The following is a 19,766-nucleotide window of genomic DNA, read 5'->3' on the forward strand; positions in this document are numbered from 1 at the left end:
CAGGAGCAGGCGCTGGCAAGTCAGGGCGAGGGGCCTCGAGGAAGGGCCACTGTAATCTTCGCCGACACTGCGCGGCGTTAAATCGAGAAATTGCAAGAAACTCGGCGCCGCCGACGTGCATTCGATTGTCGGCCACTGTCAGTTTTACCGACATTTTACGCCTTTGCCTTAGTCAAGGCTCTCGAAGCCCCCCGTTCGGCCTTTGAGAGTGGTTCGATGCGACGATGATTCGTCTTTTTAAACATTACATCCCGCATTCCGTCGTGCTGCTCTGGCTCGTCGATGTCGCGCTGCTTGTCAGCGCGAATGAAATTTCGTGGCGTGTGCGCGCAGGACAGATCGGTATGGACGCCGGAGACTTCGGCGATCGCCTGCTGCCGCACGGCGCATTCGCTGCAGTCCTCGTGCTTTCGATGATCTCGGTGGGAGTCTACGGCACCGATGCCCTGCGCTCGATGCGCTTTGCTGCCGCGCGCCTGCTGGTGGCGATCTCGCTGGGCGTGATCGCGCTATCCTTCGTCGATTTCCTGGCGGCCGGACAGCATTTCTGGCGTTCGACATTGGCCTATTCGATGGGCATTGCGATCCTGCTGCTGATTCTCAACCGCCTGCTTCTGAGCGGTATCCTCGGTACTTCGGCCTTTCGACGCCGCGTTCTCGTCCTAGGGGCAGGGGCCCGCGCCCAGCGCCTGCGCCAACTGGGCGAGCGCCCGGAGAGCGGCTTTGTCATCGTCGGCTACATTGCCATGAGCGAGGCGCATCCCGTCGTCGAGGAAGCCATCGCCCGCGGCGCCATCCACAATCTCACCCGCTACGTCGAGAACCTGGGGGTGAGCGAAGTCGTGCTGGCGCTGGAGGAACGGCGCAATGCCCTGCCGCTCAAGGACCTGCTGCGGATCAAGACTGCGGGCGTTCACGTCAACGAGTTCTCCAGTTTCCTCGAGCGCGAGACCGGGCGCGTCGATCTCGATACGGTCAATCCGAGCTGGCTGATCTTTTCGGACGGCTTCTCTTCGGGCCGGATGATCTCCAGTGCGGCCAAGCGCCTGTTCGACATCGGCGCCAGCGCCCTGCTGCTGACGCTGACGGCGCCGGTGATCGTGCTCTTCGCGATAATCGTGAAGATCGACAGCAAGGGACCGGCCTTTTACCGCCAGTCGCGCGTCGGCCTGTTCGGCCAGTCGTTCAACGTCATCAAGCTGCGCTCTATGCGCACGGATGCCGAGGCGGCGGGCGCCCAGTGGGCCTCCAAGGACGATCCGCGCGTCACCCGCGTGGGCAAGTTCATCCGCCTGACCCGCATCGACGAACTGCCGCAGGCCTGGACCGTCCTCAAGGGCGAGATGAGCTTCGTCGGCCCGCGCCCCGAACGCCCCGAATTCGTCGCCGATCTCGAGGAGCAGCTCCCCTTCTATGCCGAGCGTCACATGGTGAAGCCCGGCATCACCGGTTGGGCTCAGATCAATTATCCCTACGGCGCCTCGATCGAGGATTCGCGCAACAAGCTGGAATACGATCTCTACTACGCGAAGAACTACACGCCGTTCCTCGACCTGCTGATCATACTCCAGACCTTGCGCGTCGTCCTCTGGCATGAGGGAGCGCGCTGATGACGGGCAGCGACAAGTTCTGGCCGCTTCTGGGCATCGGGCTCGACCTTTCGGGCGCCATCGCGGTGGCGAGCCTTGCGATCTGGCTGTGGCCGAGGCGTGAGCGCTTCGGCAATGTCGGCGGCCCGGTCGTCGTCGCCCTGTTCCTGACGGCGGCGTGGTGCCTCGCAATCGCCTCGGCGATGACCGGACGCCTTGTCCTCCTGCCTTCGCTGGCTGAAAGTGCCCGTAACCTGGGCTGGCTTTTCGTCATCTACCGTTTCTTCGCCAGTGACGGGCGTCACGCCAGTCTTGCGCCGATCCGTCCGGTGATCCTGGCGCTGGCCTTCGTCGAACTTCTGCACCTTGGTGTGGATGCGGCGCTGACGCGGGCCTCGTTCGAGGGTGCTTTCCTTCGCGTCGCGTTCGAATCCAATGTCCTGTTCCGCCTTCTGGTGACGGTCGGCGGACTGGTGCTCGTGCACAATCTCTACGCCGGTGCTTCGCGGGAGACCCGGCCGGGACTGCGCTGGCCGGCATCCGGCCTCGCCTTTCTCTGGGCCTTCGACCTCAACCTCTACACGATCGCCTACCTCGGCGGGGATTGGCCGCTTGAGATTGCGGCCTTCCGCGGAGTGGCCGCGCTGGCGATTGCCGGGGCCTTTTTGCTGGCCATCGCGCGCAACCGCGACGAACTGCGCCTCAAGCCTTCGCGTGCGGTCACTTTCCAGACTTTCTCATTGCTCGTCATCGGCGTCTATCTCGTGGCGATGGTGTCGGTGGCGCAGTGGCTGTCCTATGCCGGAGGCGATTTTGCACGCCTGATCGAACTGACCTTCCTGACACTGGCGAGTGCCTTTGCGCTGGTCGTCCTGCCGTCGCGCCGCGTGCGCGGCTGGTTCAAGGTTACCCTGACCAAGCATTTCTTCCAGCACCGCTACGATTATCGCGAGGAATGGCTGCGCTTTACCCGCACCATCGGCAGCAGCGGTCTTGAAGCCAAGCCGCTGGGTGAGCGCGTCGTCCAGTCGATTGCCGATGTAACCGACAGTCCTGCCGGTCTCCTGCTTGCGCCGGGCGAGCAAGGCGAATTGACGCTGGCCTCGCGATGGAACTGGGCGGAGATCGAAGTGCCCGCAGAGGCAATGCCGTTGCGCGCGCTCGAGGTCTTCGAACGCACGGGCTACATCACCGATCTCGACGACATTCGTGCCGGTGACGATTCCACCAGTCCGGGCATCATCGTGCCGCAGTGGTTGCTCGAGGATCGCCGTGCCTGGGCGCTGGTGCCGCTGGTCCACTACGAGCGCCTCGTCGGCATGGTCGTGCTGGCGCGGCCGCAGATCGTGCGCAAGTTCGACTGGGAAGACTTCGACCTCCTGCGTGTTATCGGCCAGCAGGTTGCCAGTTATCTTGCCGAGAATTCGAGCCAGGAAGCGCTCGCTGAATCCAGCCGATTCGAGGACTTCCACCGCCGCATCGCCTTCGTGATGCACGACATCAAGAACCTTGCCAGCCAGTTCAGCCTTCTGGCGCGCAATGCCGAGCTTCATGCCCACAAGAAGGAATTCCGCGACGACATGCTCGTCACCCTGCGCAATTCCTCCGAGAAGCTGAACGCCCTGATTGCCCGCCTTTCGCGCTACGGTAACGGTGCGGTGGAGAAGCTGGAACAGGTTCCGGTACTCGACGTGATCGATGCCGTCGCCCAGCGCTTCAAGGACAATCCGCAGGTGGTCGTCGCGGAAAGGCACGACCTGATCGTGAACGGCAATCGTCATTCTCTCGAGCAGGTTCTCGTCCACCTCATCCAGAACGGTCTCGATGCCAGTGGCCCCGACAGCCCGGTTTTCCTCGCGGTAAGTGCGGACGGCCTCAATGCCCGCTTCGAAGTGCTCGATGCCGGTTGCGGCATGAGCGCGGAGTTCGTCCGCAACCGGCTGTTCAAGCCCTTCGTATCGACCAAGAACGGCGGCTTCGGCATTGGCGCCTTCGAAGCCCGCGAACTGGTGCGCGCGATGCGCGGCCGTCTCGAAGTGGAATCGCGCGAAGGCCTCGGCTCGCGCTTCGTGGTGCGTGTGCCGCTCGCCGCAGCCCAGGACATCTATGACAACATCGCCAACAAGGACCAAAGGGTAGCCTGATGACCGACGCTCGTAGCAAGGTGCTTCCCAAGCTCCTGATCGTGGAGGACGATGCAGGCCTCCAGGCCCAGCTGAAATGGGCCTATGAGGACTTCGACGTGCTGATCGCCGGAGACCGCCAGTCGGCGCTGGCGCTGCTGCGCTCGGAAATGCCCGATGTCGTCACGCTCGACCTCGGCCTGCCGCCGGACCCTGACGGGGTGAGTGAGGGTTTTGCCGTCCTCGATGAGATCATGGCGCTCAAGCCCGATACCAAGGTGATTGTCGCCAGCGGCCACAATGCCCGCGAATCCGCGCTGCAGGCGATCGCGCGCGGAGCCTATGACTTCTACCAGAAGCCGGTGGACATCGATGCGCTGGGCCTGATCGTGCGCCGCGCCCTGCAGCTTCACCGGCTGGAGGAGGAAAACCGCCGTCTCGCGGCGAAAGTCGAGAAGGACGAGAAAGTATTGGGCCGGATGATCACCGGCGCACCGGAAATGATCCGCGTCGCCCGCACGATCGAGCGCGTGGCCAATACCAATGTCTCGGTCATGCTGCTGGGGGCGAGCGGCACCGGCAAGGAACTGCTCGCGCGCGGGCTGCACGATGCCAGCGACCGCGCCAAGGGTGAGTTCGTGGCGATCAACTGTGCGGCGATTCCCGAAAACCTGCTCGAGAGCGAGCTGTTCGGGCACGAGAAGGGGGCCTTCACCGGGGCGGTCAAGACCACGCCGGGCAAGATCGAGCAGGCCGGCGGGGGCACGCTGTTTCTTGACGAGGTCGGCGACATTCCGCTCCAGCTGCAGGTCAAGCTGCTGCGCTTCCTGCAGGAGCGCGTGGTCGAGCGGGTCGGCTCGCGCGAGTCGATCCCGGTCGACACCCGCATCGTCTGCGCTACGCACCAGGACCTGGAGACGATGATCACCGACGGGCGTTTCCGCGAGGATCTCTATTACCGACTTGCGGAGATCGTCGTGAAGATCCCGAGCCTGGCAGAGCGGCCCGGCGATGCGACGCTGCTTGGGAAGGCCTTCCTCAATCGCTATGCCAAGGAGATGAACCCGCGCGTACGCGGCTTTGCCTCCGACGCGCTGGCCGCGATCGATTCATGGAGCTGGCCGGGCAATGTGCGCGAGCTGGAAAACCGCGTGAAGCGAGCTGTCATCATGGCCGATGAGAAACTCGTTTCGGCAGCCGATCTCGACCTCAACGAACCGGACGAGGAAGTGATCAACGCGCTTAACCTCAAGTCCGCGCGCGAGCAGGCCGATCGCAAGGTGATCCGTCATGCGCTTGCCCGCAGCGAAGGGAATATTTCCAGCACCGCCAAGATGCTCGGGATCAGCCGCCCGACGCTCTATGACCTGCTCAAGCAGTACGATCTCCAGGCCTGAACCGTTCCTCGCGGCGAAGCGGCGCGGGACAGGAGGCTGGCAGCGGGCGGTGCTTGCGCTGCTGCTGCCGCTCCTGCTCGCCTTGCCGCTTGTCCTAATGGCGACGCCGGGATGGGGGGAGGACAGTCCGGCTGCTGCGCTGATCGAGGAGGCGCGTGGCGCTCTTGCCCGCGGCGACGGGATCGACGGCGAGGCGAAGCTGCGCGCTGCGCTGGATCGCGGCGCGAGTCGCACGGACGTCGCGGCCTACATGGGCGAGGCCTACCTTGCGCAGGGGAACCGGCAGAAGGCACGCGAATGGCTCGCCCCGGGCACGTTCACGCCGCAAAGCGCTGCCGAGGGATGGCGCGCGCTCGCCCGGCTGGAATGGGGGGACGGCGATTACGCGGCTGCAGGCAAGGCCTTCGAAAGAGCCCTTGCCATCTTGCCCGACGATGCCGGGCTGTGGGTCGAGATCGGTCGCCTGCGATATGCCAGCGGTCAACACCGGCTGGCCATAAGTGCGGCAGAACATGCCCTGCAGCTCGATCCCGCGAATGTCCGGGCGCTTGAGTTTCGCGGCCAGCTTGCCCGGGACCGTCATGGCCTGCTTGCAGCGCTTCCTTGGTTCGAGAAGGCGCTCCAGCAGGCGCCGGACGACGTGCCGGTGCTGCTCGAAAATGCAGCTACGCTGGGAGATCTTGGACGGGCGAGCGATAGCCTCGTCCTGACCCGGCAGGTGCTCAAGCTCAGCCCGGGGCACCCGCGCGCGTATTACCTTCAGGCAGTCCTGGCAGCGCGTGCCGGAAAATACGAGCTGGCGCGCAGTCTGCTTGCGCATACCGGTAATCAGCTGGACCGGCAGCCGGGCGTATTGTTGCTGCGCGGGGTGAGCGAGCTTGGCGTGGGCAATCCGGCGGCGGCCTCGGAACTTTTCGAACAGGTCTTGCGAATGCGGCCCGACGATCGGCAGGCACAGGAACTGCTCGCCCGGTCGATCTACCTGAGCGGCGAATACCGCTACGTGACCTTGCGCTTTCGTGACCAGATCGGCCGCGCCGATGCCTCGCCTTACCTTCTGACCGTGGTCGCGCGCGCTTACGAGGCTCTGGGGGATCGCCAGCGCGCCGGAGAACTGCTGGACCTTGCGGCAAGGCCGCAGACAGCGGCGCTGCGTGTGCTTCCAGGGGGCAATGGAATTGGCGCGATGCTGGCCCGCGGGGAAGCGCCGGCGGCCGAAGCGCAGGCCGAAGCGGCGCAGCGCCGCGATCCGGGCTTTTTCGACAACCTCTCGCTTGCCGGCGACGTCCAGCTTGCGCTTGGCAGGCCGCAGGCAGCACAGGCGCGCTATAGTGCAGCGGCGCAGATTCGCATGTTCCCCAATCTCTTCGCCCGGCGCTTCGAGGCCTATGTGATGGCGCACGACATGCGCGGCGCGCAGCAGCTTGTGGAAGGTTACCTGCGGGAAAGTCCAACCAACCGCGAAGCCCTGCGCGCCGCCGCGCGATTGGCCGTGTCGCAGGGCGATACCGGAAGGGCGCTCGCCATCCTCAAGTGGCTGCGAGACAATGGCGGCGCGCGCGACGTCCAGCTGTTGTGCGATCTTGCTTTGATCGAGGCGGACACCGGGGATGTCGAGGCTGCCCAGGCCGATGCCCGCACGGCCTATCGCCTGCAGCGCTCCAGCCCCGTCGCTACGCAGGCACTTGCCTATAGCTATGCGTTGAGCGGGCGCAATGCAGGGACGGCAACGGCCCTGCTCGACAAGGCGCAAGCAATGCTCGGCAACACGCCGCTCATAGCCGCCGCGCGGCGCAAGCTGTCGACGCCGGACGAGGGTTAGGGGAGAGCTGGCCGGTAAGGAATCCGCGTCAGGCGGGCTTCTTGGGCTGGTAGGTCTGCTCGATGCCGGGGAACGTGCGGGCGCGCACTTCCTGCGCGTATTGCTCGGCAGCGCCCGAGATCAGGCCCGCGATGTCGGCATAACGCTTCACGAAGCGGGGGACGCGTTCGAACATGCCGCACATGTCCTCGGTGACGAGGACCTGCCCGTCGCACTCGGCCGAACCGCCGATGCCGATGCTGGGACAGCTGATCGCCTTGGTAGCCTCGATGGCAATGGGTTCGACCACGCCTTCGATGACGATGGCGAACGCGCCCGCATCGTCGAGCGCCTTGGCGTCGTTCACGATCTTCGCAGCTTCCGCGTCGCTGCGTCCGCGGGCGTTGTAGCCGCCCAGCACGTTCACCGCCTGCGGGGTCAGCCCGATGTGGCCCATCACCGGGATGCCGCGATTGGACAGGAATTCGACTGTCTCGGCCATGGCTTCGCCGCCTTCGAGCTTCACGCCCGCACAGCCGGTTTCCTTGAGCAGGCGCGATGCGCTTTCGAAGGCCTGCTGGGGCGACTGTTCGTAAGTGCCGAAAGGCATGTCGACGATCACGGCGGCATGATAGCTGCCGCGCACGACCGCGGCACCGTGGGCGGCCATCATGTCGAGTGTCACCGGCACGCTGGAGGGCAATCCGTAAATGACCTGGCCGAGGCTGTCGCCGACCAACAACAGGTCGCAGTGAGCGTCAAGCAATTGCGCCTGGCGCGCGGTATAGGCGGTCAACATCACGATCGGCTCTTCGGTCACGCCGTCTTTCTTGCGGCGGCGGATCGCCGGGATCGTCAGCCGTTTCATCGGCGCGGGGGTTGGCGTGGCGCGACTGGTCGCGGTGTCGATCTGGAAGGTCGTGGACATGCAAGGGCTTCTAGCCTCCGGACGCGAGTCTGGCAAAGAGACTTGCATGAGCGAAGTACCGGTCAGCGTGGACCCGTGACTTGACTGTAACGTGACAAATCAACAGGTCCAAGACGCTTCGCTCTTGCCAAGCGATAGCATGTCGCTAGCTTCGCGCCATCCATGGAAAATCCGGGGGTTCACCGCAATGTTCGGTCGCGTAAAGCCGTTAGACGCCATTCTGGCGACGGCTGAGAAAAAATCATTACATCGTTCGCTGGGTGCCATCCAGCTTACACTTCTGGGTGTCGGCGCCATCATCGGCACCGGTATCTTCGTGCTTACGTCGGAGGCCGCGCAGAAAGCGGGGCCCGGGATGATGTGGGCTTTCGTCATCGCTGCCGTCGTGTGCGGCGTGGCGGCGCTCTGCTATTCCGAGATCGCCTCTATGGTGCCGGTTTCGGGCTCGGCTTATACGTATACTTATGCGGTGATGGGCGAACTGCTGGCCTGGATGGTGGGCTGGGCGCTCATTCTCGAATATGCCGTCGCCGCCAGCGCTGTCTCGGTCGGCTGGTCGGGCTATTTCGTGGGCCTGCTGCACAGTTGGGGAATCGAGCTGCCCAATGCGCTGATCGTCGGTCCCTATGCCGGCGGCATCGTCAACCTGCCGGCGCTTGTCATTGCGCTGCTGGTGACGCTGCTGCTGATGATCGGCACGACCGAAAGCGCGCGGGTCAATGCGATCCTCGTCGGCATCAAGGTGACGGCGCTGACGGTTTTCATCGTCCTGACGATCCCGGTGATGAAGGGCGCCAATTTCGAACCGTTCATGCCCAACGGCTGGTTCGGCAACGGCCATGGCGCAGGTCTGGGCGCGGTCGGTGCGGCCGCCTCGATCTTCTTCGCCTATGTCGGCTTCGACGCGGTTTCGACTGCGGCCGAGGAGACCAAGGACCCGCAACGCAACGTGCCGATCGGCCTGATCGGCAGCCTGGGCATCTGTACGGTGTTCTACCTGCTGGTGGCCGCGGGTGCGATCGGTGCACTGGGCGCGCAGCCGGTCAACGGTCCCAATGGCGAGATCCTTGCACCCGGCACGCCCGAGCTGGCCTCGCAGTGCCAGGCGATTGCCGCCAGCACGATCGAGCCGCTGGTCTGCTCGCGCGAGGCGCTGGCGCATGTTCTGCGCTCGATCGGCTGGGAACGCATCGGTGACCTTATCGGCGTGGCCGCCTTCCTGGCGCTGCCTTCGGTCATCCTGATCATGCTCTTCGGCCAGACCCGCATCTTCTTCGTCATGGCCCGCGACGGCCTGCTGCCCGAGAAGCTCGCGTCGATCCATCCGCGCTGGAAGACCCCGCACATCGTGACGATGATCACCGGCGTTGCGGTGGCCTTCTTCGCGGCCTTCCTGCCGGTCGGTCAGCTGGCCGACATTTCGAACTCGGGCACGCTCTTCGCGTTCTTCATGGTCGCTCTGGCGGTGATGATCCTGCGCAAGACCCAGCCTGACCGGCATCGTCCGTTCCGCACCCCGCTGGTGTGGGTGGTCGCGCCGATCGCGGTGCTGGGCTGCCTTGGCCTGTTCTTCAACCTGCCGTTCGAGGCGAAGATGGTGCTGCCGGTCTGGGGTGGCATCGGTCTCGTGGTCTATTTCTCCTACGGCTATCGCAAGAGCCACGTGGGCCTCGGCAGGATCGAGGTGCACGAGGAAGATCCCGACGCGCCGCCGCAGCCGGTTCCGCCGCTTTAATGCGTCTGATCGCGGATTGAGGGAAAGGGGGGGCTTTGGCTCCCCTTTTCTTTTCGCGCGAGGAGGCGAATGCTTTCCATCCTCGCGCTTGCCGCTCGCTGTGCCGGGAAGTTATCCCGGGTTGTGCCGGGCTTTTGCCCCGGTTTTGCCCCGATCATCCCCCGGCTTGTCCCCAGTGCTGTCCACACCCGCACCATTGCCAGCTCCGGCAAATGAGAACATAATAAGAACATTATTTGCTCCCGGTGCGATTCGATGGTCGAAATCAGTTCCATTCCCACTGCCGCCAGCCTCACTGCAAGGCAGGTCGATGCATGGTGTCCCGGCCTGGTCTCCGGGGATGTCCCCCATGGCGAGGTGTTCGCCGCGGGCAATGAAGGCGCCGGTGCCGCCCTGGCCCTGGCCCTTGCGCTCGACCGCATGGCCGCCCGGTCCGCCGATGGGGCGTCTGCCCAGGCGCAGGAGGATCGCATGTGGCTCTGGGTGCAGGACCGCGAGGCGCTCCGGCGCAGTGGCCGGCCCTATCTTCCCGGCCTGCCGCGCGCCTTGCGCCATCGTCTCGTCCATGTCGCCGCCCGCAGCGCAGAAGATGCGCTCTTCGCGCTGGAGGAAGGGCTGCGCTGCCGCGACTTCGCTTTCGTTCTCGGCGAAGTGACCGGCAATCCCCGCGCGCTCGACTTTACCGCCTCGCGCCGTCTCAGCCTTGCTGCCGAGCGTCATGGCGTGCCGCTCTGGCTGGTCCGTCTCGATGCAAGTGCCGACCTGTCCTCCGCCCGCATGCGCTGGCGCGCGCAGTCCTGCGCCTCGCCGTCACCGCGCTGGAACCCGCAGGCGCCCGGCGTGCCGAGCTGGCAGGCCGAACTGTTCCGCGCCCGTCGCCATCCCCCGGGAACCTGGGTGCTGCGGGATGACGGCCGGTTGGTGGCCGAACGGGCAGGGGGCATCGCGACCATCGCTCCATCCCGCTTTTCGTCCCACCATGCCCAGCCGGTCCAAGCTCGCGGGTAATGCCGCCCCGCCCCGCCGGATCCTCGCCATCTGGCTGAGGCAGCTTGCGCTCGACCGCTGGCGGCTGGCCGAGGGGCTGGCGGCGGGCGAGGGCGCCGATGCACAGCCGCTGGCGTTGATCGCGGAGACCGCGCATGGGCCGCGCCTTGCCGCGGTGAATGATGCGGGATTGAACGGCGGGGCCCAGCCGGGCGCGATGCTGGCCGATGCCCGCACGCTCTGCCCGCAACTCGCCGTCGCGCCTTCGGACCCGGCGGGCGATCTCGCCTTTCTTGAAAACCTGGCCGCCTGGGCCATGCGCTGGGGGCCGTGGAGCGCGCTCGATCCGCCTGACGGGCTCCTCATCGACGTTACCGGCGTCGCCCACCTGTTCGGCGGCGAGGCGGCACTGCTGGCCGATGCCCGGGCCGCTTTCGCCCGGCGCCGGCTGTCGGTGCGCCTGGCTCTCGCGCCGACCGCCGGGGCGGCCTGGGCGCTGGCGCATCATGGTCCGGACGGGGCGATCCTGCATCCCGACGACGATCCCGCCGCGCGCCTGTCCGGCTTGCCGGTCGCGGCGCTGCGGCTTGACGACGACGTGCTCACGGTGCTGCGCCGTCTTGGCCTCAAGCGCCTTGGCGACCTGGGCGGGGTGGCGCGCGATGCACTTTCGCGCCGGTTCCGCAATCGCCGCTCGGCTGCCGCCAATCCGCTGCTGCGCATGGATCAGTTGCTGGGCCGTGTGCCCGAACCGCTGCTGCCGGTCACCGTCGTCCATGCGCCGCTGGTGCAGCGCCGGTTGATGGAGCCGATCCGCCACCGCGACCTGCTCGACCGTGTCGTTGCCGACCTGGCGCAGGACATGGCCCGCCAGCTCGAGGGGGAAGCGCTGGGCGCGCGCCGGCTTGAGCTGGGGCTGTGGAAAGTCGACGGCGAAGTCCTGGTGCGCCGTCTCGAACTGGCCGCGCCAAGCCGCGAGGCCGAACACATCGCCGGTCTCTACGGGCGCAAGCTGGAAGGGCTCGACGCAGGCTTCGGCATCGAACTGGTCCGCATGCGCGCGCCCTGGTGCGAGCCGCTGGCCTTGTCCCAGCAGGATTTCGAGGCGGCGGCAGAAGCCCATGGCACCAGCCTTGCCGCCTGTATCGACCGGCTCTCGGTGCGGCTCGGCGAGGAGGCCGTGCGCCGCCCGGTGCCGCGCGCCAGTCACTTGCCCGAACGGGCACAGCGCTGGCAGGGGCCGCTGGAGCGCGAAACCTCTTCGCAGGGAGCTTTCGATTTCTACTTCAGGCCATTGAAAATGCTGGATCGGCCCGAACAGATCGCGGTGATTTACGAGACCCCGGACGGCTTGCCCAAGCGGTTCCGCTGGCGGGGGCAGGTCCACGAGATCGCTCGCGCCGAAGGTCCTGAACGCATTGCGCCCGAATGGTGGCGTGAACGCGGGACGGCACGCCTGCGCGACTATTACCGCATCGAGGACGGACAGGGACGACGCTACTGGATCTACCGCAGCGGCGTGGTCGGCGACGGGCGCGGCGGCACGCCGGCATGGTTCCTCCAGGGCATCTGCGCCTAGGACCGCCGCCATGCCCGAAGCCCCGCTGACGCCAGAGCGCCATCGCATCGAGATCGACCCGGGCAGCGTCGTGCCGCCCCGGCGTGCGCCTTTCGTCGAGCTGGGGGTGGCAAGCTGCTTTTCGTTCCTGCGCGGGGCTTCTGATGCGGCGGATCTGGTCAGCGAGGCCTACAGGCTGGGCTACGATGCGCTCGGGATTGCCGACGTCAATTCGATGGCGGGCGTCGTGCGCCTGCACACCGAGGCGCATACGCTCAGGCTGCGGCCCGTCATCGGTTGCCGTATCGAGACGGTCGAAGGGCTGGTGTTCCTTGCCTACCCCGCCGACCGCGCCGGTTATGGACGTCTCTGCCAGCTGATTTCCGCAGGGCGCATGGGCACGCTCTCGGGCCAGTGGCAGGAGAAGGGCGTGTGCGAGATCTCGCTGGAGATGCTCGCCGCCCATGCGCAGGGCGTGCATCTCGTGCTGGTGCCGCCGCGCGATCTGGACATGCAGCTCACGATCGCGGTGGAAAGCAATGTGGTCGTTTTTCCCCGTCCCGCAGAGGAGGAAGAGGAGGATCGGGAGAAGTGCGGTTTCGGCCCGGACCGGGATGGCGGGCGGCAGATGGCCGGCCCGCTTTGCGTCCTCCTGCCGCATCTGGTCGCGCGCCTGCCGGGCCTGCGGCACCTGGCGGCCTGCCGCTTTCACAAAGGGGACGACATTGCCCGGATCGAGGCGCTTGACGTCATGGCGCAGGCCCATGGCCTGTCTATCCTTGCCACCAACGACGTGCTCTATCACATGCCCGAGCGGCGGCCGTTGCAGGACGTCATGACCGCCATTCGCCACAGGACGACCGTGGCCCGGGCGGGATGGGCGCTCGAAGCCAATGCCGAACGCCACCTGAAATCGCCCGAAGAGATGGTGCGCCTGTTCGATCGCTGGCCGCATGCCGTCACGGCGGCGCGCGAACTGGCCGATGCCTGCACTTTCAGCCTCGAGGAACTGCAGTACGAATATCCCGAGGAGATCTGCCCCGGCGGCCTCGATCCGCAGGCGCATCTCGACAGGCTGACATGGGAGGGCGCGGTGCGGCGCTATCCCTCGGGCGTGCCCGAAGGCGTGCGCGAGACCCTGGCGCGCGAACTGGCGCTGATCGGCAAGCTCAACCTCGCAAGGTACTTCCTGACCATCAAGGATATCGTTGATTTCGCAAGAAATCAGAATCCGCCGATCTTGTGCCAGGGGCGCGGTTCGGCGGCCAATTCGGCAGTGTGCTATTGCCTGGAGATTACCGCTGTCGATCCGGCCAGGCATGCCCTCCTGTTCGACCGCTTCATTTCCGAGGAGCGCAAGGAGCCGCCCGATATCGACGTCGATTTCGAGCACGAGCGGCGCGAGGAAGTGATCCAGTACATCTACCGCCGCTATGGCCGCCACCGGGCAGGGCTGTGCGCGACGGTGATCCACTACCGCCCGCGCATGGCGATCCGCGAGGTGGGCAAGGCCATGGGCCTGTCCGAGGACGTGACCAGCGCGCTCGCCCGCACCGTGTGGGGCGGCTACGGCAAGGAGATCGGCGAGAAGCATGTCCGCGAGACGGGCATGGACCTGACCGATCCGCACCTCAGACGCGTTCTGAAGTTGACCGAGCAGATGATCGGCATGCCCCGGCATCTCTCGCAGCACGTCGGCGGTTTCATCCTCACGCAGGGACCGCTGACCGAAACCGTGCCGATCGGCAATGGCGCCATGCCCGAGCGCAGTTTCATCGAATGGGACAAGGACGACATCGAGGCATTGGGCATCCTCAAGGTAGACGTCTTGGCTCTGGGGATGCTGACCTGTATCAGGAAGTGCCTCGATCTTCTTGAAAAGCATCATGAAAGACCGCTGACCCTGGCCACTGTCCCGCGCGAGGATCCGGAGACTTACGCGATGCTGCGCCGCGGGGATTCGCTCGGCGTGTTCCAGGTCGAAAGCCGGGCGCAGATGAACATGCTGCCGCGCCTCAAGCCGCGCGAGTTCTACGATCTGGTCATCCAGGTGGCGATCGTGCGGCCCGGACCGATCCAGGGCGACATGGTCCACCCCTACCTCAAGCGCCGCCGCGGCGAGGAGGCCGTGGCGATCCCGGCGCCGGGGCCCGAGCACGGTCCGCCCGACGAGTTGTCCTCGATCCTCGCGCGTACGCTGGGCGTGCCGATCTTCCAGGAGCAGGCGATGAAGATCGCGCTCGATGCCGCGCAGTTTACCAGCGCCGAGGCGAACCGGCTGAGGAAGGCGATGGCGACGTTCCGGTCGCGCGGGATGGTTTCGGAACTGCAGGACATGATGGTCGGCCGGATGATCGCGCGCGGCTACGATCCCGATTTCTCCGAGCGTTGCTTCAACCAGATCAAGGGCTTCGGCGAATATGGCTTCCCCGAAAGTCACGCGGCGAGCTTCGCCCACCTCGTCTACGTGTCGAGCTGGCTCAAGTGCCACTTCCCGGGGGCCTTCGCCTGCGCCTTGCTGAATTCGCAGCCGATGGGCTTCTATGCCCCGGCACAGATCGTGCGGGATGCGCGCGAGCACGGCGTCAGGGTGCTGCCCGCCGACGTCAATCATTCGGACTGGGACTGCACGCTGGAAGTGGTGGGGGCCGATGCCCACCCCGCTGGAGAGAGGGGGGCGAGGCCTGGTGAGCAGCAGGCGAATTTGGCCGCAGCGGGGTGGGCCGACGATCGGGGCCGGTTGGACCGGCACATCGCGCTTCGCCTTGGTTTGCGCCAGATCGACGGCTTTCCCGAACACGCCGCTGCCCGCCTTGTCGCGGCACGGGAGGAGCAGGGGGCTTTCGCCGATGTCGGGGCCTTGCGGGAGCGGGCGGGGCTATCCCCGGCGCTGGTCGAACGGCTTGCCTCGGCCGATGCCTTCGGCTCGCTGGCGCTGTCGCGGCGTCAGGCCCTGTGGGATGCGCGCAGCCTGATCGCCGCGCCCGACCTGCCGCTTTTCGCCGCCGCCGCCGCGCGCGACGAGGGGGCCGAGAAAGCCGCCACGCGCCTGCCGCAGATGCCGCTGAGCGAGGAAGTGGTGGCCGACTACCAGACCCAGCGCCTGTCGCTCAAGGCCCATCCCGTGGCATTCCTGCGCGCCTCGCTGGCCGAACGCGGCTTCGTGCGGGCGGCGGACCTGCGGGCGCGCAAGTATCGCGCGATGGTGCAGGTCGCGGGCGTCGTGCTCATCCGCCAGCGGCCGGGCAGTGCCAAGGGGGTGTGCTTCATCACGCTGGAGGACGAGACCGGCGTCGCCAATGTCGTCGTCTGGCCGGATCTCATGGAGCGCCAGCGCAAGGTCATCATGGGCTCGCGGCTGATGGAAGTGCGCGGGCGCGTCGAATACGACGACGAGGTGATCCACGTGATCGCCGCGCACCTTGCCGATGCGACGCACGACCTCCACCGCCTTTCCGAAGACCTGCTGCCCGCCACCATCGCCCGCGCCGATCACGTGAACAATCCGCTGCCCGGCCGCGCGCAGCAACTGGGGGTGAAGGAGCAGGATGCGCCGTTCGAGCCGGCAGAACCGTGGCAGCCGCCGGGGCCCGGGAACCGCGACTGCGGCTATCCCCGGGGGCATCCCCGCGATGTACGCCTGATCCCGAAGTCACGCGACTTCCACTGAGGGAAAACGGCGGCGAAGCGGGATCTTAACCATTCGCTGTCAGACTGCCGCTGCAGTCGAACATCAATCAGGTAGTCACCATGACATTCCTCAAGGGCCTTATTCCCGGTTTTCTGCTGACCTGGGTCGTGTCTTTGATCATCGGCTCGAACGGGTCGCAGGGCGGCATGCTGTCGATCCAGCACACCTACATCGAGGGCCACAGCTTCTACTGGTCCTGGCCGCTGTTCATCGCGGCTACGGCGTTGTCCTGGGCACTGTTCGCGATGATGGACTGAGGCGCAAGCGGGGCGCCGAAATCGATCCGGCCGCCCCGTCGCCGTCCGCATCACTGGGATGGGGACGCGAAATGCGATTTCAGGTGCCTAGCGATCGTCCTGGCGGGGAGCATCGGGCCCCAGAACCCGCTTCGCGGCCTGCTCGAAGGACGCGCTGTCGACGCCTGCGCGAGGCTCGTAGAACGGCGAGAGCTTGAGCAGCTTGCGTTTGATCCGACCGCGCATGAGCGCGATGACGTACTTCGAGAACCCCGCGCGGCGCCTGCGTTCTTTCAGAAATTCGGCGAAGGACGTGCGCTGGTAACGCAGGACTTGTTCGCTGGCTGCGGTGTCGACCCAGTTTTCATAATACCAGCTCTGGTCGGATTCCGGGTCCGGCGCGCGAAATGCCTCGCGCGGCAGAGGCGCAAGGCCGAAGCTCTCGTTCAACCGGTTCAGCATCTCGCCTCCGATGCCGGACCATCCCTCACCTCCGCCGATGTCGAAAGTGCCACCGGCGGCTTCGGGGACGCTGGCCGCCTTCGCGATCGCGAGTGCGGCGTCCCTGACGTCGACGGCGTGTTCGCGCCGGTTGTAAGGGAGCAGGAAGGTGAAACGCAGGACGTCGGGGTTGAAGCCACCCCGCTCGATGGGAAAGACCGCGCAGAGTCGGACGATAACATGTTCGAGACCGGAGGCGCGGACGATCCCCTCAGCCTCGACTTTCTGCCTGGCGTAATCGTCCTGCGGGTTGAGCGGGGTCGCCCCGTCCCAGGGCGCCGGATTGCGATGTGGATTGCTGGGGCCGTGAACCGAATAGCTGGAGACCAGCACGAAGCGCGCGCGGGGAACTTCGCTCTTGCACGCCTCGATCAGTGCGCGGGTTCCACCGACGTTGACTGCCTCGGCGAGGTCAGGAAGGCGAAAGGTGGCCGGGGGAATGATCGCAGCGGCATGGACGACCACGTCGGGCCGAACCTTGCCGATGAGCGCGCGAACGTCTTCTTCGCGGGTCAGATCGCCCCAGACCGTATCGAACGCATGCGTCTTGCGCAGAACCTGCTCCTTCTGGCGGGATGCATCGGAGGGAATATCGAAGCAGGTGACCCTGAAGCCCTGGCCGATCAATTCGCCGATAAGCCAGCCTCCAACCTCGCCGAAGGCTCCGGTAAGCACGGCAGATGGCCTGTTTCCACTCGCGTCGTTGGTTGTCATTGATACTTCCCGTCCGAAAACGCTCTACCCAAGAGCAGGATGTTGTTTAAATCGTACGTTACCATTCGATTATCTTGTTGCCAATGTCCATGGCGGCTATCAGAAGCAGGCACGGTCGGCATGCCGCGAGGGCAGCCGTGACATTGTTCCAGAAGCGAGCGGCGCCCACAGTTGCGCCGCTGCTTGCACGAGGAGAGAGATATGAATCGGATAAAGGGAAGCGTGTCGCGCCGCACGCTCATGCAGGGCGCGGTCGCGGCGGCGCTGATGTCCCGGCCCGTCTTCGGCATGGGACTTTCCCAGGTTTCGGGCAAACTGCCGCGGTCGATCGAGCGCCTTGTCGGTCAGATGACGCCGGAGGAGAAGGCGGGGCAGCTGAACTTCGTAACGTCCGCCATCGCCGGCCCGGCGGCTCTGCGCATCAACCCCGAATTCAGCAACCGAAGCTCCGAGCAGCAACTGGAAATGATTCGGTCGGGGCAGCTGACCGGCATCTTCAACGCTGCCGGTACCGAATGGCTGGGCCGCGCGCAGCGCGCCGCGCTCGAAAGCAGGCTCAAGATCCCGGCGATGTTTGCAGCGGACGTGATTCACGGCTTCCGCACGGTCTTCCCGGTGCCGCTTGGCGAGAGCGCAAGCTTCGAGCCGGATCTGGCCGAACGGACCGCGCGTCGCACGGCAATCGAGGCGGCCGCGACCGGCATCGACTGGACTTTCGCGCCGATGATCGACGTCTCGCGCGATGCGCGCTGGGGCCGGACCGTCGAAGGCGTCGGTGAAGACGTCCTGCTCGCCAAGCGGATGGCCTCTGCGCGCGTGCGCGGATTCCAGGGCGAAGGCGTGAACCGTCCGGACACGATGCTGGCCTGCCCCAAGCACTTCGCCGGCTATGGCGCCGCCGAAGGAGGGCTGGACTACAACACGGTCGATGTTTCGCAGCGTACCTTGCGCGAAGTGCACCTGCCGCCTTTCCAGGCAGCGTTCGAAGCCGGCGCGGTTTCGACGATGGCCGCGTTCAACGAACTGTCGGGCATTCCCGCCACGGCCAATCGCTGGCTGCTGAGCGATGTTCTGCGCGGTGAATGGGATTTCGATGGCGTTGTCGTGTCCGATTACACCGCGATTGCAGAACTGATCGCGCATGGCTTCGCCGCCGATGAGCGAGAAGCGGCCAAGCGCGCCTTCATGGCCGGGGTCGATATCGACATGCAGAGCGGCCTCTACCTTTCACATTTGCCGGAACTGGTACGTTCGGGCGAAGTGCCCATGGCACGGCTCGACCAGGCGGTGCGCCGTGTCCTGTTACTGAAGCATCGACTCGGCCTGTTCGACGATCCGTTCGTGCGGATCAATTCGCCGGCGGCATCGCGCCCGGTTCCTCCGCTGGACCGGGCCCTTGCGCGCGAGGCGGCGCAGCGCTCGATCGTGATGCTGAAGAACGAGGGAGACGTCCTTCCGTTGGGCAAGGACAGGCGCATTGCCCTGATTGGGCCTTTCGCGGAAGGTCATCGCGATCTTGTGGGGCCGTGGACCTTGTTCGGCACCGACGCCGATGCGGTCGACCTCGCGACGGCCGTCCGCGCTGCCGTGGGCGAGGGCGCGCAGGTCACCGTTACTGCCGGCTCCAAGGCGGAAGACGCGATTGACGGCGGTATCGAGGCGGCGGTTGCCGCCGCGCGCGCGGCCGATGTGGTGGTCCTCGCTATCGGCGAACCAGCCATGTTCTCGGGCGAGGCTGCATCGCGCGCCGAGCCCAAGATACCTGCGGCACAGCAGGCGCTCGCGGAAGCCGTCGCGGCAACCGGCAAGCCGGTCGTGGTTGTCCTGAAGAACGGTCGTGCCCTGGCGCTGGAAGGCGCCGTGGTCGATGCTTCGGCAATCCTGGTGACCTGGTTCCTGGGAACAGAAAGCGGCACGGCCATTGCGGACATTCTCTTCGGCGAAACCGGGCCAAGTGCGCGCCTGCCGGTCAGCTTCCCGCGCAATGCGGGTCAGGCCCCTTACTATTACGACCACAAGTCGACGGGGCGGCCCGACCCGGTCGGCAGGCTGAGCGGATTCAAGGCGCATTACCAGGGCATACCGAACAGCGCTCTGTTCCCGTTCGGTCATGGCCTCACGTACGGGAAGATCGCGTATTCGAACCTGTCGGTCGGGAACGCGAAGCTGGAAAGCGGCGGTAGCCTGACCGTCAGCGCCACAGTGACCAACAGCGGTACGCGCGACGCGGAGGAAGTGGTGCAGCTCTACGTCCACGACCGTGCTGCAAGCGTGACGCGCCCGGTGCGCGAGCTGAAGGACTTCCGCAAGGTGCGGCTTGCGCCGGGACAGAGCGAGACCGTTCAGTTCACGCTGACGCGGGCCGACCTGACGTTTGTCGGCGATGGCATGGAATGGACGGTCGAACCCGGTACCTTCGACGTCTGGATAGCGCCTTCCGCGGAAAGTGCGGACGCGCCGCACGCCACGTTCGAGCTGGTCTGATCGGCGTCTGCGAGCGGTGGTT

The 19,766-nt window shown here is 65.8% G+C and carries 12 protein-coding genes; 10 read left to right on the forward strand and 2 right to left on the reverse strand.

Going from position 1 to position 19,766, the window contains the following annotated elements; all coding sequences use genetic code 11:
- Nucleotides 1-224: 224 nt before the first annotated feature.
- From JI59_RS18655 to JI59_RS18670, 4 genes are read left to right on the forward strand one after another with little or no spacing between them, the layout of a single operon-like run.
- Nucleotides 225-1,610, forward strand: coding sequence for a TIGR03013 family XrtA/PEP-CTERM system glycosyltransferase (locus JI59_RS18655; RefSeq protein WP_007011090.1), 1,386 nt, complete (start codon nt 225-227; stop codon nt 1,608-1,610).
- Entirely contained in the window at nt 1,610-3,733 is a 2,124-nt protein-coding gene (prsK, locus tag JI59_RS18660; RefSeq protein WP_007011089.1) for an XrtA/PEP-CTERM system histidine kinase PrsK, read from the forward strand. Before JI59_RS18655 ends, prsK begins: the two co-directional genes overlap by 1 nt.
- The gene (gene prsR, locus JI59_RS18665) at nt 3,733-5,109 is read left to right on the forward strand and encodes a PEP-CTERM-box response regulator transcription factor (protein WP_038576613.1); all 1,377 of its coding nucleotides are present in this window, start codon (nt 3,733-3,735) and stop codon (nt 5,107-5,109) included. Before prsK ends, prsR begins: the two co-directional genes overlap by 1 nt.
- On the forward strand, nt 5,075-6,931 hold the full coding sequence (locus JI59_RS18670) for a tetratricopeptide repeat protein (RefSeq protein ID WP_239000574.1): 1,857 nt from the start codon (nt 5,075-5,077) through the stop codon (nt 6,929-6,931). Before prsR ends, JI59_RS18670 begins: the two co-directional genes overlap by 35 nt.
- Nucleotides 6,932-6,959: 28 nt before the next feature.
- Here JI59_RS18670 and panB read toward each other — a convergent pair whose 3' ends face one another.
- Nucleotides 6,960-7,838 carry a 3-methyl-2-oxobutanoate hydroxymethyltransferase gene (panB, locus tag JI59_RS18675; protein WP_007011086.1) on the reverse strand — a complete coding sequence of 293 codons (879 nt, stop codon included), beginning with the start codon at nt 7,836-7,838 and terminating at the stop codon, nt 6,960-6,962.
- 187 nt (nt 7,839-8,025) lie between these two features.
- Here panB and JI59_RS18680 point away from each other — a divergent pair, with 187 nt between their 5' ends.
- From JI59_RS18680 to JI59_RS18700, 5 genes are all read left to right on the forward strand, one after another.
- Complete coding sequence (locus JI59_RS18680; RefSeq protein ID WP_007011085.1) at nt 8,026-9,573, forward strand: amino acid permease; 1,548 nt, start codon at nt 8,026-8,028, stop codon at nt 9,571-9,573.
- Between the two features lie 255 nt (nt 9,574-9,828).
- Nucleotides 9,829-10,581 carry a hypothetical protein gene (locus JI59_RS18685; RefSeq protein ID WP_007011084.1) on the forward strand — a complete coding sequence of 251 codons (753 nt, stop codon included), beginning with the start codon at nt 9,829-9,831 and terminating at the stop codon, nt 10,579-10,581.
- Nucleotides 10,553-12,139: a DUF6504 family protein gene (locus JI59_RS18690; protein WP_007011083.1), complete on the forward strand. Its 1,587-nt coding sequence runs from the start codon at nt 10,553-10,555 to the stop codon at nt 12,137-12,139. The genes JI59_RS18685 and JI59_RS18690 overlap by 29 nt, the downstream gene beginning before the upstream one ends.
- Nucleotides 12,140-12,149: 10 nt before the next feature.
- A complete protein-coding gene (locus JI59_RS18695; RefSeq protein ID WP_007011082.1) occupies nt 12,150-15,788 on the forward strand; it encodes an error-prone DNA polymerase in 3,639 nt (1,212 codons plus the stop codon).
- Between the two features lie 80 nt (nt 15,789-15,868).
- Nucleotides 15,869-16,066 (forward strand): hypothetical protein, encoded by a 198-nt coding sequence (locus JI59_RS18700; protein ID WP_007011081.1) that lies wholly within the window; start codon nt 15,869-15,871, stop codon nt 16,064-16,066.
- Between the two features lie 87 nt (nt 16,067-16,153).
- Here JI59_RS18700 and JI59_RS18705 read toward each other — a convergent pair whose 3' ends face one another.
- A complete protein-coding gene (locus JI59_RS18705; protein ID WP_038576616.1) occupies nt 16,154-17,260 on the reverse strand; it encodes an NAD-dependent epimerase/dehydratase family protein in 1,107 nt (368 codons plus the stop codon).
- Between the two features lie 201 nt (nt 17,261-17,461).
- Between JI59_RS18705 and JI59_RS18710 the strand changes: the two genes are divergently transcribed.
- Nucleotides 17,462-19,744 carry a glycoside hydrolase family 3 N-terminal domain-containing protein gene (locus JI59_RS18710; RefSeq protein WP_038576619.1) on the forward strand — a complete coding sequence of 761 codons (2,283 nt, stop codon included), beginning with the start codon at nt 17,462-17,464 and terminating at the stop codon, nt 19,742-19,744.
- Nucleotides 19,745-19,766 lie beyond the last annotated feature (22 nt).

It is taken from the genome of Novosphingobium pentaromativorans US6-1 (assembly GCF_000767465.1).
Taxonomy (GTDB): domain Bacteria; phylum Pseudomonadota; class Alphaproteobacteria; order Sphingomonadales; family Sphingomonadaceae; genus Novosphingobium; species Novosphingobium pentaromativorans.